Source organism: Arthrobacter sp. U41 (genome assembly GCF_001750145.1).
Classification (GTDB): domain Bacteria; phylum Actinomycetota; class Actinomycetes; order Actinomycetales; family Micrococcaceae; genus Arthrobacter.
This window is the reverse complement of sequence record NZ_CP015732.1, coordinates 1,002,531-1,026,811: the sequence shown is the minus strand read 5'-3', so window position 1 is coordinate 1,026,811 and position 24,281 is coordinate 1,002,531. Positions and strand designations below refer to the sequence as shown.

General features: G+C 68.1%; 19 protein-coding genes and 2 pseudogenes. 13 read left to right on the top strand and 8 right to left on the bottom strand.

All coding sequences use genetic code 11. From position 1 onward, the window contains the following. The first annotated feature begins 66 nt into the window (after positions 1 to 66). The 3 genes and pseudogenes from ASPU41_RS04785 (at position 67) to ASPU41_RS04775 (ending at position 3,143) form a co-directional block, all read left to right on the top strand. On the top strand, positions 67 to 843 hold the full coding sequence (locus ASPU41_RS04785; RefSeq protein WP_069949952.1) for an SDR family NAD(P)-dependent oxidoreductase: 777 nt from the start codon (positions 67 to 69) through the stop codon (positions 841 to 843). Positions 844 to 877: 34 nt separating this feature from the next. After that, positions 878 to 2,619, top strand: a pseudogene (locus tag ASPU41_RS04780) (dihydroxyacetone kinase family protein). A 59-nt stretch (positions 2,620 to 2,678) separates the two neighbouring features. Further along, positions 2,679 to 3,143, top strand: a complete 465-nt coding sequence (locus tag ASPU41_RS04775; protein WP_069952483.1) for a ribose-5-phosphate isomerase — start codon at positions 2,679 to 2,681, stop codon at positions 3,141 to 3,143. Positions 3,144 to 3,152: 9 nt separating this feature from the next. On the opposite strand, the gene ASPU41_RS04770 is transcribed toward ASPU41_RS04775, so the two are convergent. The 4 genes from ASPU41_RS04770 to ASPU41_RS04755 all read right to left on the bottom strand — a co-directional run bounded on the left by ASPU41_RS04770 (position 3,153) and on the right by ASPU41_RS04755 (position 7,000). Next, positions 3,153 to 4,271, bottom strand: a complete 1,119-nt coding sequence (locus tag ASPU41_RS04770) for a sulfite oxidase (protein WP_069952482.1) — start codon at positions 4,269 to 4,271, stop codon at positions 3,153 to 3,155. A gap of 130 nt (positions 4,272 to 4,401) precedes the next feature. After that, positions 4,402 to 5,256 (bottom strand): SDR family oxidoreductase, encoded by an 855-nt coding sequence (locus ASPU41_RS04765; protein WP_069949951.1) that lies wholly within the window; start codon positions 5,254 to 5,256, stop codon positions 4,402 to 4,404. A 3-nt stretch (positions 5,257 to 5,259) separates the two neighbouring features. Next, a complete protein-coding gene (locus ASPU41_RS04760) occupies positions 5,260 to 6,264 on the bottom strand; it encodes an aldo/keto reductase family protein (RefSeq protein ID WP_069949950.1) in 1,005 nt (334 codons plus the stop codon). A gap of 40 nt (positions 6,265 to 6,304) precedes the next feature. Next, entirely contained in the window at positions 6,305 to 7,000 is a 696-nt protein-coding gene (locus tag ASPU41_RS04755; RefSeq protein ID WP_069949949.1) for a hypothetical protein, read from the bottom strand. 303 nt (positions 7,001 to 7,303) lie between these two features. On the opposite strand from ASPU41_RS04755, the gene ASPU41_RS04750 reads away from it, so the two are divergent. After that, positions 7,304 to 7,678, top strand: coding sequence for a YchJ family protein (locus ASPU41_RS04750; protein WP_069952481.1), 375 nt, complete (start codon positions 7,304 to 7,306; stop codon positions 7,676 to 7,678). Between the two features lie 77 nt (positions 7,679 to 7,755). Here the strand turns inward: ASPU41_RS04750 and ASPU41_RS04745 are convergent, their stop codons facing one another. The 3 genes from ASPU41_RS04745 to ASPU41_RS04735 all read right to left on the bottom strand — a co-directional run bounded on the left by ASPU41_RS04745 (position 7,756) and on the right by ASPU41_RS04735 (position 11,293). Next, positions 7,756 to 8,625: a hypothetical protein gene (locus ASPU41_RS04745; protein WP_069949948.1), complete on the bottom strand. Its 870-nt coding sequence runs from the start codon at positions 8,623 to 8,625 to the stop codon at positions 7,756 to 7,758. A gap of 264 nt (positions 8,626 to 8,889) precedes the next feature. Then, positions 8,890 to 10,902 (bottom strand): acyl-CoA dehydrogenase family protein, encoded by a 2,013-nt coding sequence (locus tag ASPU41_RS04740; RefSeq protein ID WP_069949947.1) that lies wholly within the window; start codon positions 10,900 to 10,902, stop codon positions 8,890 to 8,892. Positions 10,903 to 10,966: 64 nt separating this feature from the next. Continuing rightward, on the bottom strand, positions 10,967 to 11,293 hold the full coding sequence (locus ASPU41_RS04735; RefSeq protein ID WP_069949946.1) for a hypothetical protein: 327 nt from the start codon (positions 11,291 to 11,293) through the stop codon (positions 10,967 to 10,969). 263 nt (positions 11,294 to 11,556) lie between these two features. On the opposite strand from ASPU41_RS04735, the gene ASPU41_RS04730 reads away from it, so the two are divergent. The 9 genes and pseudogenes from ASPU41_RS04730 to ASPU41_RS04690 all read left to right on the top strand — a co-directional run bounded on the left by ASPU41_RS04730 (position 11,557) and on the right by ASPU41_RS04690 (position 23,941). Continuing rightward, on the top strand, positions 11,557 to 13,005 hold the full coding sequence (locus tag ASPU41_RS04730; protein ID WP_069949945.1) for a DUF3375 family protein: 1,449 nt from the start codon (positions 11,557 to 11,559) through the stop codon (positions 13,003 to 13,005). Positions 13,006 to 13,007: 2 nt separating this feature from the next. Next, positions 13,008 to 13,970 (top strand): DUF4194 domain-containing protein, encoded by a 963-nt coding sequence (locus ASPU41_RS04725; protein WP_069949944.1) that lies wholly within the window; start codon positions 13,008 to 13,010, stop codon positions 13,968 to 13,970. Beyond that, a pseudogene (locus tag ASPU41_RS04720) lies at positions 13,967 to 17,443 on the top strand (ATP-binding protein). The gene ASPU41_RS04725 and the pseudogene ASPU41_RS04720 overlap by 4 nt, the downstream one beginning before the upstream one ends. 227 nt (positions 17,444 to 17,670) lie before the next feature. Next, entirely contained in the window at positions 17,671 to 18,771 is a 1,101-nt protein-coding gene (locus ASPU41_RS04715; RefSeq protein WP_069949943.1) for an iron-siderophore ABC transporter substrate-binding protein, read from the top strand. 11 nt (positions 18,772 to 18,782) lie between these two features. Beyond that, on the top strand, positions 18,783 to 19,856 hold the full coding sequence (locus tag ASPU41_RS04710) for a FecCD family ABC transporter permease (protein ID WP_069949942.1): 1,074 nt from the start codon (positions 18,783 to 18,785) through the stop codon (positions 19,854 to 19,856). An 86-nt stretch (positions 19,857 to 19,942) separates the two neighbouring features. Further along, entirely contained in the window at positions 19,943 to 20,995 is a 1,053-nt protein-coding gene (locus ASPU41_RS04705) for a FecCD family ABC transporter permease (protein WP_231941170.1), read from the top strand. 1 nt (position 20,996) lies between these two features. Then, positions 20,997 to 21,833 carry an ABC transporter ATP-binding protein gene (locus tag ASPU41_RS04700; RefSeq protein WP_069949940.1) on the top strand — a complete coding sequence of 279 codons (837 nt, stop codon included), beginning with the start codon at positions 20,997 to 20,999 and terminating at the stop codon, positions 21,831 to 21,833. Positions 21,834 to 21,898: 65 nt separating this feature from the next. Further along, positions 21,899 to 22,909, top strand: a complete 1,011-nt coding sequence (locus ASPU41_RS04695) for a siderophore-interacting protein (RefSeq protein WP_442856244.1) — start codon at positions 21,899 to 21,901, stop codon at positions 22,907 to 22,909. Positions 22,910 to 23,104: 195 nt separating this feature from the next. Beyond that, positions 23,105 to 23,941, top strand: coding sequence for an SGNH/GDSL hydrolase family protein (locus ASPU41_RS04690; protein WP_069949938.1), 837 nt, complete (start codon positions 23,105 to 23,107; stop codon positions 23,939 to 23,941). 14 nt (positions 23,942 to 23,955) lie between these two features. Here the strand turns inward: ASPU41_RS04690 and ASPU41_RS04685 are convergent, their stop codons facing one another. Beyond that, positions 23,956 to 24,243, bottom strand: a complete 288-nt coding sequence (locus ASPU41_RS04685) for a YciI family protein (protein ID WP_069949937.1) — start codon at positions 24,241 to 24,243, stop codon at positions 23,956 to 23,958. Between the last annotated feature and the right edge of the window lie 38 nt (positions 24,244 to 24,281).

Here is a 24,281-nt window from a genome sequence, read left to right as displayed (position 1 = left end):
CAAAACGGCAGTTGCGGAGCAATCGATCCCAGCAACAGTCACAGCACACACCATTCAAGGAGCATCATGAGCAACACCATCCAGCGCACCGCCGTCCTGACCGGAGCCACCTCGGACCGCGGCATCGGCATCACCACCGCACGCCGCTACGCCAGCGACGGCTGGGCCGTCGTGATCCTGGACCTCGACGGCGAGAAGTCCGCCAAGGTCGCCGCGGAGATCGGCAACGAATTCAACGTCCCGGCGTTCGGCCACGAGATCGACGTCGCCAACGAGGAATCGGTCAACGCCGCCTACCGGGCCGTCGCGGCCGAAGTCGGTTCCGGCAACCTTCCCCCGGTCGGCGCCCTGGCCAACATCGCCGGCATCACCTCGCCGGTGCCGTTCCTGGAAACCACCCTGGAGCTGTGGAACAAGGTCATGGCAGTGAATTCCACGGGCACCTACCTCGTCACGAAGGCTTTCCTGCCGGACATGATTGCCAGCGGCTGGGGCCGGATCGTCAACATGTCCTCCGTCTCGGCCCAGCGCGGCGGCGGCGTCTTCGGCAAAGTCCCCTACTCCGCCGCCAAAGCCGCCATCCTCGGTTTTACCAAGGCATTGGCCCGTGAAATCGGCAGCACCGGCGTCACCGTCAACGCCATCACGCCCGGCGCGGTGGACACCAACATCCGGGTCGGCAGCACGGACGAGCAGGAGGCCGCCATCAACGCCGGTATCCCTGTGGGCAGGAACGCCACCACCGAGGAAATCGCGGCCGTTATCACGTTCCTGTCCTCCGAAGAGTCCGCCTACCTCACCGGAACCACCATCGACATCAACGGCGGAAGCCACATCCACTAGCAGCCTTCGCAGCCGAAGCTTAGAGAGCCCCAAGATGACCAGAATATTCAACGACCCCTCCGACTTTGCCGAGGAAGCCCTCGCGGGCTTCTGCGACCTCCACTCGGACCTGGTCCGCCAGGTGCCCGGCGGCGCCGTCCGCCGCCGGCGGTCCGGACACTCGAAAGTAGCGGTGCTGGCCGGCGGCGGCTCAGGCCACTACCCGGCCTTCGCCGGACTGATCGGTGCGGGACTGGCCGACGGCGCCGTGGTGGGAAACATCTTCACCTCGCCCTCGGCCCAGCAGGCGTATTCCGTGGCCAGGACCGCGGAGAACGGCGCCGGCGTCGTCTTCGCCTACGGCAACTACGCCGGTGACGTGATGAACTTCGGCATGGCCAGCGAACGCCTGGCCGCCGAGGGGATTGCCGTGGAGAACGTCCTGGTGACGGACGACATCGCCAGCGCCCCGCCGTCGGAGTCCGGCAAACGCCGCGGCATCGCCGGGGACTTCACCGTTTTCAAGGTCATGGGGCCGCTGCCGAGGCCGGAGCCAGCCTGGCCGACGTCGTCCGGGTGGGCCGCAAGGCGAATGAACTGACCCGGAGCATCGGAAGCGCGTTCCATGGCTGCACTTTCCCGGGAGCCGAGGCTCCGCTGTTCACTCTTGAGGACAGGAAGATGGGCCTGGGCCTGGGGATCCACGGCGAGCCCGGGCTCTTCGACACCGAACTGCCGCCGGCGAGGGAGCTGGGCCAGGAACTCGTGACCCGGGTGCTCGCGGAAACCCCGCACGGCGCCGGACGGCGGATCGCCGTGCTCCTCAACGGGCTCGGATCCACCAAGCACGAAGAGCTGTTTGTGCTGTGGCTGACCGTCGCCCCGCTGCTGCGCGCCGCAGGTTACACACTCGTGATGCCGGAGGTCGGCGAACTGGTCACGAGCCTGGACATGGCGGGCGTCTCACTGACAGTCACGTGGCTGGATGAGGAGCTGGAACCCCTCTGGACGGCACCGGCGGAGACCCCGGCCTACCGGCGGGGTTCGGCGGCACCGCTGGCGGGGGACTCCTCCGCCGGGCCGACGGCCGATGACGCCGCTGATACGGAGGCGTTTGAGGCCGGGGACGGTTCGCAGGCCTATGCGGATCACTGCGTTGCTGCCTTGGGCGCCGCCCGCGAAGCACTGCACGGTGCAGAGCAGCGCCTGGGCGACCTTGATGCTGTTGCCGGAGACGGGGACCACGGGCGGGGAATGGTCCGGGGGGTCGACGCGGCAGCCGCCGCAGCCGTGGAGGCGGTGACCCGCGGCGCGGGTGCCGGCCAGGTGCTGGTCGCGGCAGGTGACGCCTGGGCCGACAAGGCCGGCGGCACCTCCGGCGTGCTCTGGGGTGCCGGGCTCCGGGCCTTCGGAGAGTCCCTTGGCAACGACCACGCCCCCGGCGTGGATGAGCTCGCCGCCGCGGTTCAGTCCTTTGCGTCCCGGATTGTTGAACTTGGCCAGGCCGAGATCGGCGACAAGACCATGGTGGACGCCCTCGTCCCGTTCACGGAAATGTTTCGCCGGAAAGCGGCGGAGGGGTCCGCACCGGGGTTGATGTGGGAGGCGGCGGCCGACGCGGCTGCCTCGGCGGCGGAAGCCACCGCAGCCCTGCGTCCGCGCAAGGGACGCGCCCGTCCGCTTGCGGACAAGAGCGTGGGGACGCCCGATCCGGGAGCGACCTCCCTGGCGATGATCTTCCGCGTCATGGGACCGCACCTTGCTGCGGTGCGGCAGCCGGCAGGGGCACGCTCGTGAGCCGCGCGCTGACCGGCATCGAAACCACAGCCGTTGTGCCGGAAGGATTTCCGGCGGGCATCAGGCTCGTCCTTGGCGCCGACGAGGCGGGTGTTGACTACAAGAACCGGATTCTGGAGGATCTCCGGGCGGACCCGCGGGTCAGCGAGATCATCGACATCGGTGTCAACCGCAGCGACGCACCCGAGGAGTTCACCCGGCCCTACCCGTACGTGGGCATCGCGGCCGGCGAGCTGATCCGGGACGGGCACGCGGACCGGGCCATCCTGTTCTGCGGCACGGGGATCGGTGTGGCCATAGCCGCGAACAAAGTGGACGGCATTCGCGCGGCCACCGCCCATGACTCGTTTAGCGTGGAGCGGTCGGTGCTGTCCAACGACTGCCAGGTCCTGACGATGGGCCAGCGCGTGGTCGGAGTGGAACTGGCCCGCCGGCTCGCCCGGGAGTGGCTGGGCTACACCTTCGACCCCTCATCAGCCTCGGCGGACAAGGTAAAGGTGCTCATCGACTTCGAGGGCTGCTGAACGCGCCGCCTACTCCACCGTAACCTTGATCCGCTGCACCACGTTGTTGCCCATGCCCTGGTAGTTCCAGACCTGCTCCAGCGGCTGGGTCGCGCCGGTGGCGTCCGTGGCGCGGCAGGCCAACTCGTGTTCGCCGGGGTCGGCCACCCACGGCAGGGACCAGGCGCACCACGCGAAGGGCGCGGCGGGATGTTCCAGCTGGGCCGGCGCCCACTTGCCGTCGATCCCCACCTCGACGCGCTGCACCGCACCTTCCCCGGACCACGCCCGGCCCGTCAGCATCACCGGCCCGGCCGGCACGATCCGGCTCCGGGTGAAGAAGTCCGGCACGCCCGGCGGGATCATCAGCGAGCGGACCCTGATCCAGCTGACGGGAATGCCGGGGTCGTCCGCGTCCTGCTGGTAGCGGTACGCGACCGTTTGCTGGAAGCCGTCGAACGGCTTGGTCACTACCCTGATCGAGGAGAGCCACTTCACGCTCGCCATGCCGTACCAGCCCGGGACCACCAGCCGCAACGGGTAGCCATGCTGCGGCGGCAGCTCATTGCCGTTCATCCGGTAGGCCAGCACGATGTCCGGCCGCAGCGCCTCGGCAATCGGGAGGCTCCGGGCGAACTGCTGCCGGACGCCACCCTGGACCCCGCTGTCGGCGCCCGTGAACACCACCTCCACGGCATCCTCATCCACGCCGGACTGGGCCAGCAGGTAGGCGAGCGGGACCCCGGTCCAGACGGCGGTGCCGACGGCCTCGAGCTGCCAGGGCTGGCTCAGCGGTCGTGGCCGCAACAGGGAGCGGCCATTGCCGGCGCATTCCAGGGTCACGGGCACGCTGATGCTCGGCGCCCGGCGGAGCGCTTTGAGGTTCAGCTCCAGGGACCGCTGCACGGCACCGCCTATTTGGAGGTGCCAATGCTCGGCATCAATGAACGGGATGTCGAAATGGTTCAGCAGGTAGTGCAGCCCGGGCGGGGTGGTGTCATTGCGCAGGGCCTCCAGCGGCATCGAGTGATTCCGCACGGCGAGCTGGAGTTCCTCCGCCGTCAGCGGGCCGTGGCTGGGTTCGCCAGGGTGCGGCGTGAGCTTCCGTCCGTGGCGGGGTGTTTTCAAAATGGAAGAGTGTCGGGACATTTGCTTGGGCATGGCATTGCGATTCTGCTCCGGACCGGTCCGGTTGTGGACCGGTGTCACCTGCCTTCAGGTCTACGCCGCAGCCCGGAAGCCGTCAATACTGGGCCGGTCCGGCGGCGCCCGCGGGTGATTAAATCGTGTGCGACTCGGCCAGGAACTGCGCCAGGCCCAGCGGTTCGCGGCCGGTGAGTTCGTGCACCGCCGACGTCGGCCCGGCGAGCTCCCCGGCGGCGATCGCCGTATAGGTGCTCACCCAGGCGTCCACCTGCCAGGGCGGAGCACCGTAGGGCACCCGCGAGGCGTAGGCCTCCTCGAGCGTCTCATTGTGGAAGGTGATGGTCCGGCCGGTCCCGGCGGTGAGGAGTTCCGCGGCCCTGGTCAGCGAGATGTCCTCTGGGCCTGTGAGATCGTAGCTTCTGCCGATGTGCAGGGCCGGGTCCCGGAGCACGGTCACGGCGGAGCGTGCGATGTCCGCCCGGGCAACGGCCGCCATAACGCCGTCCCCGGCGGGTCCGCGGACTACGCCGTCCTCGCCCGCCAGCAACGGCAGGAAGTCAAGATAGAAGTTGTCGCGCAGGAAGGTGAAATCCATTCCGGAGGCTTTGATGTGCTCCTCGGTCGCGAAGTGGTCCCGGCCGAGGGTGAAGATGGAATCTGCTGCCGCGCCGAAAAATGAGGTGTAGACAATGTGCAGCACGCCTGCTGCGGCCGCCGCGTCCACGAAGGTGTAGTGCTGCTGCAGCCGGTCCTGGGCCTCGGCGGCGGAGACCATAAAGAGCGTCGTTACCCCTTCGAGGGCTGCTTTCGCGAGCACCGGATCGGCGTAGGTGATGACCGCCGGGAGGGCGTCGTCCAGAGCCGGCGCCCGGCTGGGGTCGCGCACGAGCAACCTCTGCGGGGTTCCGGCGTTGGCGAGCAGCCGGGCCACCATCCCGCCGAGGTGTCCGGTGGAACCGGTGACGGCGAGGGCCGGCGGACGTGTCATCGCCTAGGCCTCCCGGGAGGCGGGCGACTTGGTCTGCGCCGGTTCGCGTTCGGCCAGCGAGCCGATCGCGGCGTCGATTTTCTCCATGATTCCGGCGTCGAGCTTCACGCCCGCGGCCGCCACATTCTTCTCGATCTGCTCCGGCCGGGATGCGCCCATGATGGCCGAAGCAACATTCTTGTTCTGCAGGACCCAGGCGATGCTGAGCTGCGCCATGGTCAGGCCGGCCTCCTCGGCAATCGGCTTGAGCTGCTGCACTCCGGTGAGGACCTCGTTGGACATCCAGCGCTCGATCATTTTCGAGCCGCCCTTGGAATCCGTGGCGCGGCTGCCTTCCGGGGCCGGCTTGCCGGGGTGGTATTTGCCGCTCAGCACGCCCTGCGCCATCGGCGACCAGACGATCTGGGAAAGGCCCAGCTCCTCGGACGTAGGAATCACCTCGGCCTCGATGACCCGCCACAGCATGGAGTACTGCGGCTGGTTGGAGATCAGCTGGAAGCCGAGATCCTGGGCGAGGGCGTGGCCGTCGCGGATCTGGTTGGCCGTCCACTCGCTGACGCCAATGTAGAGCGCCTTGCCCTGCCGCACGATGTCCGCGAAAGCCTGCATGGTCTCTTCCAGCGGGGTTTCGTAGTCGTAGCGGTGGGCCTGGTAGAGGTCCACGTAGTCCGTCTGCAGCCGGGTCAGGGAACCGTTGACGGCCTCCATGATGTGTTTGCGGGAGAGGCCAAGATCGTTGTGTCCTTTGGGGCCGGTGGGGCCGAAGACCTTGGTGAAGATTTCCAGCGATTCACGCCGCTCATCCTTGAGGGCCTTGCCCAGCACGGTCTCCGCGGCCGTGTTCGCGTAGACGTCTGCTGTGTCGAAGGTGCTGATACCGGCGTCGAGGGCGGCCCGGACGCACTGGGTGGCGACCTCGTTTTCCACCTGGGAGCCGTGGGTGAGCCAGTTGCCGAAGGTGATTTCCGAAATCTTGAAGCCGCTGTTCCCGAGGTATCTGAATTCCATGGGTTTCACCGTAGCCGACTTGCCTGCCGGGGGTAAGGCCTCAGCCTGCTTTGCGCTCTTGGGCCTGAGGCTCGGGTTGTTGTTCGTTCAGGTTCCTGCCCAGGGGCTTCCTGGGCAGCGGCAGCCGGCCGGGAAGGGAGACCAGCGAGCCCGTGTCCAGCAGGGACTTGGCGGCGGGCATCGGGGCTTTCTTGAAGGCCGGCGGGACGCTGCCGAGCTGGCCATTCCGGTCCGTGGCTGACTCCACGAGCGGTGCCACGGCCGCTAGGTCCTGTGCCGGAGCCGTGGGGCTGGGCAGATCGCGGACCGAGACCTTGACGGCCGGGGCGGCCGCGGCCTTGGCCCGGGCGGCGGCGCGGGCGTCGGCCTTCGCGACGGCGGCAGCCCAGTCCGGTGCCAAAGCCGGTTCCTTCTTGGCCGGTTTGGCGGGCCGGACGGATTTGGCCGGCTTCGGAGCCTTCGCGGTTTTTGCCGTCTTATGGGGCTGAATCTGCGGGGTGGCCCCGATCGTCCGGACCGGGCGGTCCCGGGCAGTTGCGGCGGTTCGATCAGTTCTGCCGGCGGTCCTGAACAGCCCGCGCCCCACTGCCATGATGGTCACAGCGGCCAGCCGGCCGAGGCCGGCAATCACCAGCGTGGCCACAAAGACGAGGAAGAGACCGAAGAACATGACAAGCGCCACTCCCAGGGTCCCGAAGAAGGTCAGGTTGAGAGCGATGGTTGTCGGATCTCCCATTTCACCTCTCCTAGCTGGCCTTGCGGCGACGCGTCCCGCCCAGGACGGCGGTAACAGCACCCCCTTAACAATACGGACATTTTCCCTCGGACACGCAGGCATCCGGCGTCTTCGCGGAGACGTGTCAAAGCTGTTATGGGTTCCGCCGCGTTCTTACTGCGGAAGCGTGCGTCTATAGTCGGAAGAAGCCCCGCCGGCGTGGTCCGGCCCCCGGAAAGGACTATTGTGACGCCCCCAGCCGCCGCCGCTCCCGGAGCCGATGCCCAGCCGGTCCCGTCCCCTTTCCGGGGCAACTGCCCCTGCCTGTCAGGGGAGCTGTACGGCGACTGCTGCGGCCGGTTCCATGGCGGCGACGCGGAGGCTCCTACGGCGGAACAACTGATGCGCTCCCGGTACAGCGCCTTCGTCGTGCTGGACGCCGGCTACCTCCTGCGGACCTGGCTTCCGGAGACCCGGCCGGCCGCACTGGAGCTGGATCCGGAGATCCAGTGGCGGCGGCTGGACATCGTCTCCACGATGAGGGGCGGCCCGCTGGACACCGAGGGGACCGTGGAGTTCAAGGCCCATTTCCGGCACGACGGCGAACGCGGAGTCCACCACGAAACGAGCCGTTTCGTGCGTGTCGACCGCCGCTGGTACTACGTTGACGTCGCCGCAGACGCCGTCAACTTCGGCTAAAGCCGCTGAGGCTTAAAAACCTGCCGGACGTCGGGCGGCAGGGCCCCGACGACCGGCAGGTCCAGACGGGTGCCTGCCTAGCGTTCCTCGACGGTTTCCGCCGGGGTGAAACCGGCGCGGTCCACCTTGCGGTGGAAGTGCATGCCGGCGGTTCCGCCGAGGACGGCGGCAACCAGGGCGACCGCGGCCACGACAACTGCGGCAATGATGCTCGTGGTGGTCAGTTCGCCCTCGTTGACCGGGATGCGTGGGAAGCTGTTGAGGCGGGCCAGGATGTTGTACTGCTGGCCGGCCACAACGCCGAGGATGGCGACGACGACCGCGGCGATAACGGCCCAGACCCACACCATAAAGCCCTGCTTGGCGCCGTTGAAGCGGGCCATCCGGCCGGCAACGTAGCCGCCGCAGTAGTAGGCCACGAACAGGATGACCAGCAGCACGATGATGCCGACGATTCCCACGGACTCATTGCCGGACGTGACCGTTGCGTTGACATCGGTGTTGGTGGCGAGTCCGACGGCGGTGCCGGCGGCGGCGACCAGCGCGGTCAGCAGCACGGCCATTCCGGTGGCGGCAAGCCAGCCGAAGAAGGCTGAACCGATCTTGATGCCGCCGAACTGCTCCCTTTCCCGCGCCACCACCGTTTGCCGGGTGGGGACCTCCTCGACGAACGTGTCCGTGACAGGCTCATCGTGCCGCACGGCCGTTACAGGCTGGCTGCGGGTCGGTTCGGGACGGGCCGGTTCAGCGTAGACCGCGTCCTGGGCCCGCGTGGGTGCGTCCGAGGCGGCGCCGGTCGGGATGGCGCGCGTGTCGTTGGCGCGGGTGTCGCCGGTGCGGGCAGCATCCTGCCGGGCGTCGTGGATCCGGGCGTCCTGGCCGGCGGCCCCTTCCTCGTCACGGGCGCGTCGGGGAGTTCGATCTTCGGGGCCTGCTGGGTTGCTCATGAGGACTGCTCACTTTCACTGATTGACCCGGACCCATGGTTTGGGCCGGGCACGGCAAGGCGGAGACCGGGGTGCACGTCTCCAGTCCACCTAACCACGCGCAGTCCAAGGCAGCAAGGATGCTTACTATTCTCCACTCGTTATCGGGGTCCCGGGTGGCTGCAGGGTTCCCCCTGGACTCAATGATGAGCATCTAAGGCTCCGCAAGGTGGTGGAAGTGCTCCACCTCGTGGGCTTCTCTCGTGACCTGCGCGCGGGCGATCGTCAGCGGTACTTCCGGTGCAGGTTCGCCTTCACCGACGCGCGGGGGCTGGCATCGGCGATCCAGGGCCCGGTGCCTTCCGACTGGTCAAGTACGCCGGCCTCCAGCCACTCGTAGTCGCCGGCCAGGACCTTGCGGGAGAGCACGCGGTCGCCGTCGTCAGTGTTCCTCCACAGCTGGTCGAAGTACTCATCCACCCGCACCCGGGCCTGCTCGCAGAATGCCTCGGCGAGTTCATAGGCGGAGGCGCCCCTTTCCGGGGAGGTCCGCAGCAGCATTTCCGCCCGGGAGCAGGCGGCGGCCATCGCGAACAGTTCGGCTCCGATGTCCACAATCCGGCCCAGGAAGGCCTGTTTGTGCTCAAGCTTTGCCTGCCACCGCCCCATCCCGTAGAAGGTCTGGCGGGCCAGCCTCCGCGAGGACCGCTCGACGAAGCGCAGCTGCTTCGCCAGCCGGCCGAAGTCGCTGTAGGAACGCGGGTCCATGCCCGCGCCGGCGACGAGCTTGGGCAGCCACTTCGCGTAGAAACCGGACGCGCCGACGGCGGCCCTGGCCTTGTCGGAGAGGCTGGCGTCCTCGGAGGCGAGCTCCCCGGCTGCCGCGAGGTGGGCGTCCACTGCCTCGCGGGCGATCAGCAGTTTCATGATCTCCGAGGACCCCTCGAATATCCGGTTGATCCGCAGGTCGCGGAGCTGCTGCTCGGCCGGCACTGCGCGCTCGCCGCGCGCCTCGAGCGAGTCCGCTGTTTCGAAGCCGCGGCCGCCCCGGATCTGCACCAGCTCGTCGGCGATCCGGCAGCTGATCTCCGTCGACCACAGCTTGGCCAGGGCCGCCTCGATCCGGACGTCCTTCTGCCCGGCGTCGGCCATTTCGGCGGACAGCTCGAAGACGGCGTCGAGGGCGAAGGCGCTCGCCGCGATGAAGGCGATCTTCTTGCCCACGGCTTCATGCTTGCCCACCGGCTGTCCCCACTGGGTCCGGGCATTGGACCACTCCCGGGCGATCTTCAGGCTCCAGCGCCCGGAGGCGACGCAGAGTGCGGGTATGGAGAGCCGGCCGGTATTGAGTGTGGTGAGGGCGATCTTCAGGCCCTGTCCTTCGCGTCCCAGCCGGTTGGCCGCGGGCACCCTGACCTGGTGGAAGCGCGTGACGCCGTTCTCAATGCCGCGCAGGCCCATAAAGGCGTTGCGGTTCTCCACGGTGATGCCGGGGGAGTCCATCTCGACGACGAAGGCGCTGATTCCGCCCTTGTGGACCGTCCCGTCATCGTCGGTGCGGGAGGGGACCACCGCCATGACCACCACGAGTTCGGCGATCACGCCGTTCGTGGTCCAGAGCTTCACGCCGTCCAGGAGGTATGACCCGCCGTCGTCCGAGGGGACCGCGGTGCTGCCCATCCGGGCAGGGTCACTGCCGACGTCGGGCTCGGTCAGCAGGAACGCGGTGATGGCGCCGGCGGCGCAGCGCGGCAAATATTCCTGCTTCTGCGCCGGGGTGCCGAAGACCTTGACCGGCTCGGGGACGCCGATGGACTGGTGCGCGGAGAGCAGGGCGCCGAGGCTGGGGTGGACGGAACCCAGCAGCGCCAGCGCCCGTCCGTAGTATACGAGCGAGAGGCCAAGCCCGCCGTAGTCGCGGGGGATTTTCATGCCAAAGACCCCCAGATCAGCGAGGCCCTTGAGGTACTCGTCGGGGATCAGCGCATCGCGCTCGATGGTGCGCCCGGACATCGTGCGGCAGTAGTCGGTCAGGCGGGCCATAAACGCTTCACCGCGTTCGACGTCGTCCGCCGGGGCTTCCGGCCAGGGGTGGACCAGGCTGAGGTCAAAGCTGCCGAGGTACAGTCCCTTCGCGAAGCTGGGCCGGTCCCAGCTGGTCTCGCGGGCGGCCTCGGTGATGGCCCGCGCGTCGGCGGCGGTGGCGTCGGGCCCGATGGCCTCAGGCGGGACCGGGACATCCGCGGCGGGGCTGTCGGCCGGATTGTCGGTGGCTGGATTCTCAACGGCGGAGCTCATCGGGCATCTCCTCTAACCGGGGTTACCGGTTCGAGCCCTGGATCCGCCGTGGGTGGAGGACCCTTCAGCTGTCCCGCAATACTACCCGCGGGTAGGTGCCGGTACTAGGGGCCGATTGGCCCATAATTTCGGCTGCCATATCTCCGACGAAGTCACCCGGAAGCTCGACTGTGGAAGCATGGTGCACCAGCCGGTCCCAGGCGTGGTTGATGCCGTGGACGAGCCCCAGCAGGATATTCGCGACGATGATCCAGGCAAGCCGCCCGACGCCGACCAGCACCAGGGCCGCGAACGACGCCGTCATCATAAAGAGCGTGATTACCAAGGCGAAAACCAGCGTTCCCACGAACACCAGCGTTGCCGTTTCCACTGCGCTTAAGTCGAACTGCATTGTTCCCCCTGCACCGTTGCTACCGCTGAATCTGTAGCCCGAGCGTAGGGTGCGGGAACTGCGCTAGCCAGAGTCCACCGCCCGTGCCGTGATTCTTGATACGGGATCGAAATGCTACCGGGGCGTAGGTCACGGGGCGGTTGCGGCAGCTTCAGGTTGCGCGGCCGAAAATAGCAGCCGGGGCCTGCGTTAACCTTGTAGCTGGCAGTTTTTCCGCATCCGCTGCCCGATCCCCATCCCGCGGCAGCTGAAGGAGAGTGTGCGTGTCCCGCTCCGCCCTGTCCTCCGCCGACGCCATCAGCGCCCGGCTGAGAGACCTCGAACTCCTCACCAAAGGTCCCGCCTGGGCACTGACCCGATCGGCGCCGTGGGTGATCGCCGTGCTGCAGGCATCCTTTACCCGCATCCGGCCGCAGCTTCCGCTGGAACAGTTCCACGCCGACGTCGACGCCTTCCTCGAGCAGCTCCGCCGCCAGGAACCCGGGCTGGGCGGCGCCGCCAACGGGAAGTCGTTTGGTGATGAGTGGACGCGCAAGAACTTCCTGACCCGGCGGAACCAGTCCGGGCAGATTGTCTACGAGGTCACCGAGCCTGCTGCCCGTGTCCTCGCCTTCCTGGACAGCCTCTCCAGCGAACGCTCCACGCTCAACGGGTCACGGCTCGGCACGCTGCTGGGCGACGTCGAGAAACTCGCCAATGAGACCAACCCGGACCAGAGCGCCCGGCTGGAATCCCTGCAGGAAGAGATCGGCGAACGGCGCCAGCTGATCGACGACATCAGCTCCGGTGACTTTGACGGCGTCCTCGACGATGAGGAGGCCGTGGAGGCTGCCGGGAACATCCTGGACCTCGCCGCGAGCCTGCCCGCTGACTACAAGAAGATGCGTGACCGGATCGAAGAGCTGGTGGGGGAGCTCCGCAACCAGATTATCGAGGAGTCCCTGAGCAAGGGCGCCACGATGGCCCAGGTGCTGGAGGCGGACAAACGGCTCCGGCAGAGCCCGGAGGGGAGGACCTTCCGGTCCTTCACGGCGTTCCTGGAGGACCCGCAGCAGCAGCTGCGCTTCCGTTCGGCGATCGGCGAGGTGCTGAGCCGGCAGTTCGCGGATGACCTCAGCCATGAGGAGCGTGAGACGCTGAAGAACCTCGTGGCGGAATTGCGGACCCAGCACAGCCAGATCCAGCGGATTTACGGCAAGCTCAGCGAAAGCCTGAACACCTACATCCAGAGCGACGACTTCCGCCAGTCCGTCCGGCTCCGCAAGGTGCTCCGCGAGGCCGAGCAGGCCATCCGGTCCCTGCCGTTCGAGCGCGAACGCCCCGGACTGGTCCGCGGGCCGGTGCTGTTCAACGCCGGCTTCGAATCCCTGGCCATGGTGAAGCTGTTCGACCCGGACGAGTTCGCCGCCCCGCCCAAGCTGGCCGACCCGATCGCCTTCAGCGACGCGGACCGGGTGCGCTCGCCGAGGACCGGCAAAGCCAGCCCCGCGGCGATCCGTGCCGCGTTCGCCGGCGCTGCCACCCTGGCCGAGGCCTGGGGGCAGCTCCCGCCCGGGGAACAGCACATCAACTCGATCCGCGCGCTGCTCTCGCACGCCCTGCACCAGGGTGCCGGCTTTGACCGCGCGGCCTGGGACACACTCGACTTCGAACAGATCGACGGCTCCACGCGCACCGCGTACCTGCCGGTCGTCACGCTTAAGAAGGACTGAAGATGACTGAACTTTCCCAGGAAGCAGCGCAGGGCCAGCCGGCAGTGGTGCCGGAGCCTGCCCAGCACGTCCACCCGGACCCCTTTACGGTCACCCCGCGCGACAGCTTCGTCGACGGTGCCGCGCTCTTCCCGGGGGACACCGGGGTGCTCCCGATGAAGGTCCGCCAGGCCCTCGTGAAGCTCCTGAAGGGCCCGTACATCGATGGCGGCCGGGACGAAAAGCTCTGGACCACACTGCTGGACAACCAGCTGATCCTGCGCAGCCGCCTGTCCGAACTCTTCCTCACCCTGCAGCTGGACCACGAACGCAAAGTGGCCGTACTGCGCCCGGTGGACCCCGAGGCAATCGGCGGTGGCACCCGTTCCAGCATCCTGCGCCAGCAGCGGGCCCTGAGCCGGGTGGAAACCATCGTGCTGCTCCGCCTGCGCCTGCTCCTGGACCGCCACGTCACCGCCCAGACAGACCCCACGATCACCCGCGAGGAAATCGCCGAACTCGTGGCCCACTACCAGCCGGCCGGCCAGCAGGACGCCCTCCGCGATTCCGACGTCGCCAACCGCGCCATCACCAAGCTCCTGGCCCGCCAGCTCCTCCTCACCACCGGCCTGGACGAGGTCTACACCATCTCCAACGCCCTGCCCCTGGCCCTCCCGTTCGACAACATCGGTGACATCCCCGCCCAAATCGACGCCCTGGTAGCCGCCAGCACCGACCCCTCCGGCACCGAACCCCTGATCGAGCTCGACGGCGGCAACCCCGCAGAGGACGACACCGAAGACGACGCTCAAGGTGACGTGACCACCGACGACGACGATTCGGTGACTGACAGCAGCGGTGACGCCGGGGACATGCGGCAGCATGCGTCTAAGCGAGGAACGAGCGAGCATGCAGAGCATGTGTCCGGTGGCGCCGCGGAAGGCGACCACCAGGGCGTGACCAACGCACCGGAGGAAATCAAATGAGCATCGCAACCATGCTCCCGATGGGCGAGCTCACCAACCCCGGCCAGATGCGCCTCGCCCTCGTCCAGGTGGTCAACTGGGGCACCTTCCACGGCGCCCACACGATGCACGTCGACCGCAACGGCACCCTGCTCACCGGCAATTCCGGAGTGGGCAAGTCCACCCTGTTCGACGCGATGCTCCGGGTCTTCGATGCGAGGCCGCGCTCCAACGAGGCCGCCGCCCAGCGTGCGGGCGGCGCGGTCGAGGACAAGCGGACCACGTTCACGTACATGCGCGGCAAGGTGGGGGACAAGGCCGTGGGCGAGGGCTCGGCCAGTGCGTTCCAGCGCCCCGGCGCCACCTGGTCCGCCGTCGCCCTGACCTTCGACAACGCCGCCGGCACACGGGTGACGGTGTCGGCGCTGTTTGACCTGCCCAAGAACGGCACGGAGTCCAGCGTCGGCCGGTACTACCTGATCGACAACAAGCCGCTGGACCTTATGGCCATTGAGGGCATCGCGGAGAAGCGCTTCACCAAGTCGGCGCTCGATGCGATGTTCCCGGACGCCCAGATCTTTGACGTGCACAAGGCCTTCGCGGAGCGCTTCCGGCGCCTGCTCGGGATCAATTCCGACCAGGCCCTGCCGCTGCTGCGCGTCATCCAGGCCGGCAAGGGCCTCGGCGGCAGCGTCAACAACTTCTTCCGCGACCAGGTTCTGGACGCGCCCGCCACGCTGGCCGCGGCGGATGACGTCGTCGAGGAATTCAGCAACCTGATGTCCATCCGGCAGCGGCTCGAGGACGTCCGGCAGCAGCGCGACCAGCTTGAACCGGTCCCCGGGCTGAACAAGGAGTACGCCCAGTGCCTGCTCGAAGCCAACAAGCTGCGGGAGCTCGCCGGCGAGGAATTCGAGGCCTACAAGCAGCAGCTGGCCGTCACCGTCCACGAGAAATCGCTCGTCCGGCTCAAGGAACTGGCCCAGGCGAAAGCCAAGGAACTCGGTGCCGAGCGCGGCGTCCGGGACGGCCGGGCCAAGGAGCTGCGCGAGCTCGAGGCGGACTACAACAACCAGGGCGGCAATGCGATCTCCGCGATTGAGCAGTCGCTCGAAAACGCCCGGGTGGGGCTCAAACTCCGCCAGTAGGTGGAAGAATCAGCCCGCAAGGCATTCGCGGACGCCGGCCTGGAACTTCAGTGGTCCGCGGCCGGCTGGGAGCAGGCCCACGCACACGCGGCCGCCCGCTCGGCCGAGCTGACGGACGACTCGGAGGCCCTCAAGGAGCTGCGTTTCGAGGCCTTCGACGGCCACGCCACCAAGAAGCTTGAGCTCGCGGCCGCCCAGCAGGAACTGGTGTCGCTCAGGACACGCAAATCCCTGCTGCCGCCGTCGAGCATTGAAAACCGCAGCGCCATCGCGGCAGCCACGGGAGTACCCGAGGAACAGATGCCGTTCGGCGGCGAACTGATCGACCTCGCGGAAGGCCAGGAACGCTGGCGGCCAGCCGCCGAGCGCGCGCTGCGCAGCCTCGCCACCACGCTGCTGGTCCCGGGTGAGCACTTCGCCGCCGTCACCCGCTACCTCAACGACCATTCCGTCCGCGGTGCGCTGCGCGCGGTGGACGTCTCCAAGCCCCTTGCCGGCGGTGCGCTGGCCGTGCAGGACGCGGCCGACGGCGATCTGCTCACCAGGCTGGACATCCTCACCATGGGACCCGGCGCGGCGGCCGGAGAGTGGATCCGCGAGCGGATCGCCCTCGATTTCGCCTACCCGTGCGTTGAGGATCCCGACGAACTGGCCAGGCTGGACAAGGGCCTGAGCCTGGGCGGCGTGGTCAAGCGAAACCGCCACACGGTGGAAAAGGACGACCGTTTCACCGGCCGCCAGGATTACGTCCTCGGTTTCGACAACGCCTCCAAACTGGAACTCGTGGCGGCGCAGGTGGAGGACCTGCAGCAGGAACTGGCCAAGGCCGCCGAGCTGGCGCAAAGCCGGGAGGAATCGCACCAGGGGATGAGCCGGCAGCTCGAGGCCCTGCGCCGGGTGGCCGAGGACCACCGCCCCTGGGCACAGGTCTCGGCCGCCGTGGCGGCGGAGGAACTCGCCCGGATCGAACAGCGGCTCAAGGCGGCGCTCGACGCGCAGGCGGATCTGGAACCGCTGCGCGCCAACATCGAGACGGCCCGGCACAAGCACCAGTCCAGCACCGAGGCCGCGGCCGTGCTGCAGAGCGAATACAAGGCTGTCGACTCTCGGCTTTCCGCCGCCGATTCGCTGCTGGACGCCGCGCGGGCGCGCCTGGCGCAGTCGCCGCCGGCAGACGCCACCGTCGCCGCGCTGGAACCGTACTTCACCGACTTTGGCGATGTCCTGGAAATGCACGAGCTGGACAATCTTGCCGGCCAGGTCCGCACCCGGCTCCTCGCCGAGCTGCACACCGCCGAATCCCGCGGCCAGGCCACCTCGGAGCGGCTGACCCGCAGCTTCGAGGGCTTCGTGCGCGAGTGGGAAACGGCGGTTTCCGCGGACCACGGCACGTCGATCGGCGCCGCGGGGGAGTTCGAGGCCCGGTACCACGCCATCGTCAGCGACGGGCTGCCGGCGCAGGAGGCCGAATTCCGGCAGTTCTTCAACCAGCGCACGCACGAATCCTTCAGCACGCTGCTGCACCTGCTGGACGAGGAGCGCCGCTCGATCACCAGCCGCATCCTGCCGCTGAACGGGATCCTGTCCGAGGTGAACTTCCATGAGGGCAGCTTCCTGGAACTGGACATCAAGCAGACCCTGCCCGCCACCGCCAAACAGTTCAAGGACGCGATCCAGAACGCGCTCAAGGTCCGACACGCCCGTCCCGGAAAGGCCGCCGTCCCGGCGTCCGGGCCCTCCGCCACGGAAGGGGACGACGACGCCGAGCTCACCAACCGCTACAAGTCGCTTGAAACACTCGTGAAGCGGCTCGGTTCGCAGACCCCGGAGGACCGGCGCTGGCGTGCCGAGGTGCTGGACGTCCGCGGACACCTCTTCATTCAGTGCAAGGAGCACCGCGAGGTCCAGGGACCGGGCGCCGCGAAGGGCGGGCGGAAGAAGACCGAGGTCTTTATGCATGCCGACACCGGCTCGATGTCCGGCGGGGAGCGGCAGCGCTTCACCGCGTTCATCATGGCAGCGGCGCTGAGCTACCAGCTGGGCATCGCCGAGCAGGGCTTCACCACCTACGGCACGGTGATGATGGACGAGGCCTTTGTGCTGGCCTCGGAGGAATTCGCCGGCGCCGGCATCAAGGCCCTGCATGAGTTCGGTTTCCAGTTGCTCCTGGCCGCACCGGAGAATGTGATCGACCTGTCCCGTCACCTTGGCTCGGTCACCGAGATCCTGCGGGACAAGCGCACGAACCGTTCCGGCGTGCTCACCGCTCCCGTGATCGGCCCCCGCCCCGGATCCGAGGGAACCTGGCGCTCCGAGGCGAACCCGGTGGACATCGTCCTCCGCTGACCCCCGGACCCCTCCCACCCCTCCCACCCCTCCGGTCTCACCTCATGCAACGCGGGGTCACTTACGGCCCATAATCCCCGCCGGAATGGGCCGTAAGTGACCCCGCGTTGCTGTGTCAACGGCACAAGCCCCCGGGATTCCGCCGATTAGGTTACAAAAGGTTTGCGTTATTTCTCCAAGGGTAGGCTAGCCTTACTTAGGTTCGCATCACTGACCTAAGGAATCCCATGCCACTCCCCCTTCCGGGCAGCGCCCTGCCCCGGCGCCGCTTCCTCCGCGCCACCGGCCAGGCAACCGCTGCCCTGGCCGCCGTCGTCCTCTCCCTGACCGCGTGCTCCACCGGCCCGGCAAACTCGACCGCGGCGGACGCACCCAGCCAGTCGGCCGGCTCCGCTTTTCCGGTGACCATCAAGCATGCGTTCGGCGAAACCACCATCCCCGAACAGCCGAAGCGGGTCGTCACCGTTTCCTGGGTCAATGACGACGTGGCGATTGCCCTCGGCGTGGTTCCGGTAGGTGTCCCGAAGAACGAATGGGGCGGCGACGACAAGGGATCCACTCCCTGGAAGGACGCCGCACTGGAGAAGCTCGGCGCCGGCTTCGGTTCCGAGAAGGCGCCGGCCCAGTTCTCCGAGGCCGACGGCGTCAACTTCACCGAGATCGCCAAGCTCAACCCGGACGTTATCCTCGCCGCCTACTCCGGCCTGACGGGCGAGGACTACAAGAAGCTCAGCGAAATCGCCCCCGTCGTGGCCCACCCCGAGGTGGCGTACGGAACGTCCTGGCAGGATTCCACCGCGATTATCGGCGAGGCCCTCGGCAAGGAAACCGAAGCAGCCAGGCTGGTCGCCGACACCGAGGCCACAATCCAGGACAAGGTCGCGGAGTACCCGCAGCTGGCCGGCAAAACCTTTATCTACGGCAACCTCGAACCGGCCAAGGGCGACGGTGTCAACGTCTACACCGCCAATGACAACCGCCCCCGCTTCCTCAGCGAGATCGGCATGAAGCTGGCCCCCGTGGTGGAGGACAACTCCAGGGGCTCCGCGGAGTTCTTCATCCCGTGGTCCGCCGAGAAGGCCAACGAACTCACCTCCGACGTCTTCGTGACCTGGGTCCCGGACGCGGCAACGGCAGAATCGATCAAGACTGACCCCCTGTTGAGCCAGATCCCGGCCATCAAGACCGGGGCCCTCGTCGCCGACCCGGACAACACCCTCACGCTGTCCATCTCCGCCTCCTCGCCGCTGAGCCTGCCCTGGGCGCTGGACACGTTCCTGCCGCAGCTGGCCAGCGCGGCGGACAACGCCACTGCCGCGGTGAAGTAGGCGCCCGGTCCATGAATCCACTTACGACGACGGCGGGCAGCACCGCCGCCGGGGCCGTCCCGGAGACAGCCCCGGCTGAGGCCCGCCCTGCCCGGGGCAGGCACGCTCTCTGGCTGCTGGCCGCCGTCGTCGTACTGGCACTGGTGACCCTGGCGTCGTTCGCCATCGGCGCCCGGGGCCTGGCCCTGGACACTGTCTGGCAGGCGCTTACCGACTTCGACCCGGCCAACGGCGACCACGCAGTGGTCCATGCCCGCATTCCCCGCACCGTCCTGGGCCTGCTCGCCGGCGCCGCCCTCGGGGTCGCGGGAGCCGCGATGCAGGGGCTTGCCCGCAATCCCCTCGCGGACCCTGGCATTATCGGGATCAACGCCGGCGCCGCGCTGGCAGTCGTCACCGGAATCTACGTGTTCGGCGTTTCCTCGCTGACCGGCTACATCTGGTTCGCGTTCATCGGTGCCGCGGCCGCCGCCGTCGTGGTTTACCTGATCGCGTCGCTCGGCAGGGACGGCGCGACGCCGGTAAAGCTCGCCCTCGCCGGCGCAGCCCTGAGCGCGGGGCTCTTCTCACTGATGAACGTCATCCTGGTGTCCAGCCGGGACACCCTCGACCGTTTCAGGTTCTGGCAGGTCGGCGGGATCGCCGGCCGGGACTGGTCCGTGATCCTCCCGGCCCTGCCGTTCCTGCTCCTGGGTGCCGCGGTTGTGCTGGCCACCGGCCGGATCCTCAACAACCTCGCCCTCGGCGACGACATTGCCCGCGGCTTGGGCCAGCGCGTGGGACTGGCCCGCGGCATCACCGCCCTCGGCATCGTCCTGCTCTGCGGCTCGGCCACGGCACTGGCCGGCCCGATCGGTTTCGTGGGCCTCGTGATTCCGCATGCTGTCCGCTTCCTGACCGGTCCCGACTACCGCCGGATCCTGCCTTTCTCCCTGCTGCTGGCCCCGGCCCTGCTGTTGGCCGCCGACGTGATCGGCCGCGTCATTCTGCTCCCCGGTGAAGTCCCTGCCGGGATCATGACCGCGCTCGTCGGTGCGCCGGTCTTCGTCTGGCTGGTCCGGCGCGGCAAGGGGGCAGGACTGTGAGCACCGGCCCCAAAACCACCGCCGAGGTGACACTTAACGCCCATGTTCCGCCCGAACATCGGCGTTATCTGACACCTCGGCGGATTGTGCGGAGTCGGACCCTGCTGAACCGGGCTGTGCTGAACCGGACCGCCGGGTTGGCCCTTGCTGTTGTGGTGCTCTTCGCCGCGAGTGTGCTTTTGGGCAGCTACACCGTCACCATCCCCGACTTCTTCAGGATCCTGGCCGCGCACTTCACCGGCGGGCAGAAGATCCCCGGCGCAAGCTTCATCGTGATGGAGCACAAGCTGCCACGCGCTGTCGTGGGGACGCTGATCGGGGCCGCGTTCGGGCTGTCCGGCGCGCTGTTCCAGACCATGCTCCGCAACCCCCTGGCCAGCCCGGACGTGACCGGCATCAGCTACGGGGCCAGCGCCGCCGCCGTGACGGCGATTGTCGTCTTCGGCGCCTCCGGTGCCGTGGTTTCGGGCGCCGCCTTCGCCGGTGCCCTCGGTGTGGCCGCGCTGATCTACAGCATCTCCCGCAGCGGATCCCTCGGCTCCGGGGGACAGCGGGGCGACGCCGCCGGCAGCCGGCTGATCCTGGCCGGAGTGGGCATTGCCGCCGCCCTCCACGCCGTGGTCAGCTTCCTGATGACCCGGGCGGACATCCGGACCGCCGCCGAGGTCCTGATCTGGCTCAACGGTTCGCTCAACTCCGCAAACTGGGAGCGGGCCGGAGTCCTCGGCATTGCACTGCTCGTCCTGGTTCCCGCCGTCGCGGTCCTCGCCGGCCCGCTGCGCATGCTCGAACTCGGCGACGACACCGCCGCGGGCCTCGGTGTCCCGGTCGGTCCGGCCCGGCTGGGCATCGTGGTCACCGCCGTCGGCCTTGCCGCGGCGGCGACGGCGGCAGCCGGACCCGTGGCGTTCGTCGCGTTCCTTGCCGGGCCCATCGCCCGCCGGTTCGTCCGCAAGGCGAGCCTGCCGGCGTCGGCCCTGACCGGCGTCCTGATCGTCCTCAGCGCCGACTACTTTGCCGCCAACATCGCGCCGCTGCTGCTGGCCGGAACGGTCCTGCCGGTCGGTGTGGTCACCGGAGCCCTCGGCGCCCCGTTCCTGCTCTGGCTGCTCGTCACCTCCAACCGAAAGGACGCCTGAGATGGCAACTCTCCAGACCTCCGGCCTGCGGCTCAAATACGATCAGCGGACCGTGATCGACGGGCTCTCGGCGGAAATCCCGGAGGGCAAGGTGACCATGATCGTCGGCGCCAACGCGTGTGGCAAGTCCACCCTGCTTCGGGGCCTCGCCCGGCTGCTCAAGCCTGCGGCCGGCACGATCACCCTCGACGGGCAGGACATCCACCGCCGTCCCGCCCGCGAGGTGGCCCGCATCCTGGGCCTGCTCCCGCAGCATCCCACGGCGCCGGACGGCATCACAGTCCGGGACCTCGTGGGCCGCGGCCGCTACCCGCACCAGGGTTTCTTCCGGTCCGGGGCCGCGGGCGGCTCCCCGGACGATGAGCGTGCCGTGCAGCAGGCGATGGCCGCCACCGAAACACTGGACCTTGCCGGGCGCAACGTGGACGAACTCTCCGGCGGGCAGCGGCAGCGGGTGTGGATCGCGATGGCCCTGGCGCAGGAAACCGAAGTGCTGCTGCTGGATGAGCCCACCGCCTACCTGGACCTCACCCATCAGGTGGAGGTCCTGGACCTCATCACGGACCTGAACCGGCAGCGCGGCACCACCGTGGCGATCGTGCTGCACGACCTCAACCTCGCAGCCCGGTACGCCGACCACATCATCGCGATGAAGAACGGACAGATCGTCGCCGAAGGCGCCGCCCGGGCGGTGGTCACCGAGGAACTCGTCCGCGAGGTGTTCGGCCTGGCGTCCCGGGTGCTCCCCGACCCGGTGTCCGGTGCACCCCTGATCATCCCGCTGGGACGCCACCACGCCGATGTCCCACAAACCACCACCCTGGAGCTGGTCCCATGACTGCCACGAACCCCACCCCGGCCCGCACCCGGTCGGTCCTCAAGACGCCATCCGCCACCGAGCCCATGACCCAGGCCTTCGACGTGCAGGTCACGGCGGTCCAGGAACTCGGACCGAACTTCCGGCGGATCACCCTGGGCGGCTATTCGTTGCGGAACTTCGGTGTCCATGGCAGAACCCTGGACCTGCGCATCAAACTCATGATCCCCTCGCTGGCTCCCGACGGCACCGCGCTGCCGTTGCCGGAATTCCGGACGGAGCAGGCCGGCTGGTACCGCGAGTGGCTGGCCATGGATCCTGAGACCCGCGGGTCCATGCGCACCTACACGGTGCGGCAGGAACGCCTCGACGCCGTCTACCCGGAACTCGATGTCGACTTCGTGATGCACTTCGACGACGCCGGCCACGGCGGACCTGCCGCCAACTGGGCCCTCAACGCCAAACCGGGGGACACCCTGACCCTCATCGGACCCAACAACCGGGCCGCGCACTGCGTCACCGCCGAAACCTACTCCGGGATCGAATGGCGACCGGGGATGGCCCAGCGGGTCCTGCTGGCAGGAGATGAGACGGCTGTCCCTGCCATCAGCGCCATTCTCGAGAGCCTGCCGCCATACTTCAGCGGGCACGCCATCCTGGAGGTTCCGGAAGCCGGCGACTTCCAGGGCATCACGACAGCCGCCGACGTCGAGATCACCTGGCTCGCGCGCGGTGCAGCGATCGGCCGGTCGCGTCCGCACGGCGAAATGCTGCAGGAAGCCGTCCGCGCCGCCGTCACCCTTCCCGGCTGGGTCGGGCTCAGATCAGCCACAGGGTCCGCCGCCGGCCCCGAGCCCGAGGACGTCAACGTGGACCACGACATCCTGTGGGAGACACCCGCCCGGATGGATGCCGCGGCGATCAGCGCCAGCAGGAATCCGGACAAACCCGCCGGGGCAATGCCGTTCTACGCGTGGATTGCCGGTGAGGCGGGGGTCGTGAAGGAGATGCGCCGGTACCTCGTGCGGGAAGTGGGGATCGACCGGAAGCAGGTGGCGTTTATGGGGTACTGGCGGCAGGGGAAGGCCGAACTCTAGCCGACGCTCCCGCACGTTTGGCGGTTCCCGCTCCGACGCTCCCGCACGTTCGGCGGTTCCCGCTCCGACGCTCCCGCACGTTCGGCGGTTCCCGCTCCGACGCTCCCGCAGTTCCTTCCGGGCTTCTGCGGCCGGCTCACCTGCTGTGCCCCGCGTGTTAACCCCGATGTCGTCCTCCGGGGCTAGCGTGGCGGCATGGCCGATAACCTGCTCTCCCCGGGCGCTGATGGGCGGCGGGTTTATGTTGCCCTGGGGGATTCCTTCACCGAGGGCGTGGGGGACTACAACTCCCGGCTTCCCAACGGGGTGCGCGGTTGGGCGGACCGGGTGGCGGAGCAGCTGGCCAGGGCAGCCCCGGGCTGGAAATACGCCAATCTCGCCATCCGCAGCAAGAGGCTGCGGCACATCATCGCAGAACAGCTGGATCCCGCGCTCGCCATGCAACCAACACTGATCACCCTGTACGCGGGCGGGAACGACATCCTGGATGTCGGGACCGACATCTACACCCTGATGAAGGACTACGAGTTCCTCGTCGCCAGACTCGCCGCCAGCGGGGCCACCGTGGTGCTGTTCACCGGTTTCGACGTCAGGGTCTCGGCGCTGCTGGAACCGCTCAAAAAGCGGAACGCCGTCTACAACCAGCGGGTCCGCGAAGTGGCGGCGAGATACGAGGCTGTGCTGGTGGACTACTGGTGCTTCGACGCGTTCTACGACCCGCGGATGTGGGACTCGGACCGGCTGCACATGTCCAAGGCCGGCCACAAGTATCTCGCCGGCCAGGTCCTCAACCAGCTCGGTGTGCCGCACAAGGTCAAACCCAAGGACTGGGCACCGCCGGCGAAACTCGGCCTCCGCGATTGGGAACGCCGGCAGCGGCGCTGGGTCCGGGACTGGGTGCTGCCGCTCTTCGCGCGCAAACTCCGGGGCGTCACGCTCGGGGACGAGCTCAGCCCGCGCTGGCCGGAGCCGGTCCGGGTCCCGCCGAAGGCCGGACTGAAAAAACTGACCGCCAGGATCCCTGCAGACTAAACAGGGCGGGCGGCTCAGCTGTCCAACAGGTTCTCAAAGCCGGGCGCCACCCGGCTCGCGTGGAACTCCTCGACGTCGAATTCGGCCACGCCGTTGATGTAAAACGGATCCCTGGCCAGCGAAGCATCCAGCGCGTCGCGGTCCGCGTTGGAGAGCAGCAAAGCGCCGGTGCGCGGAATCTTCCGCCCCGCGACCATAAAAATGCCCTGGTCGAAGGCCTCCTGCAGCCAGGTGACGTGCGCCGGCAGGTGGAAGTCAACGATCTCTTCGGGGACCTTGTAGGTCAAGGAGACTACATACATGGGGTCAGCCTACCGCCTGCCCCGTGGCGCCGACGGGA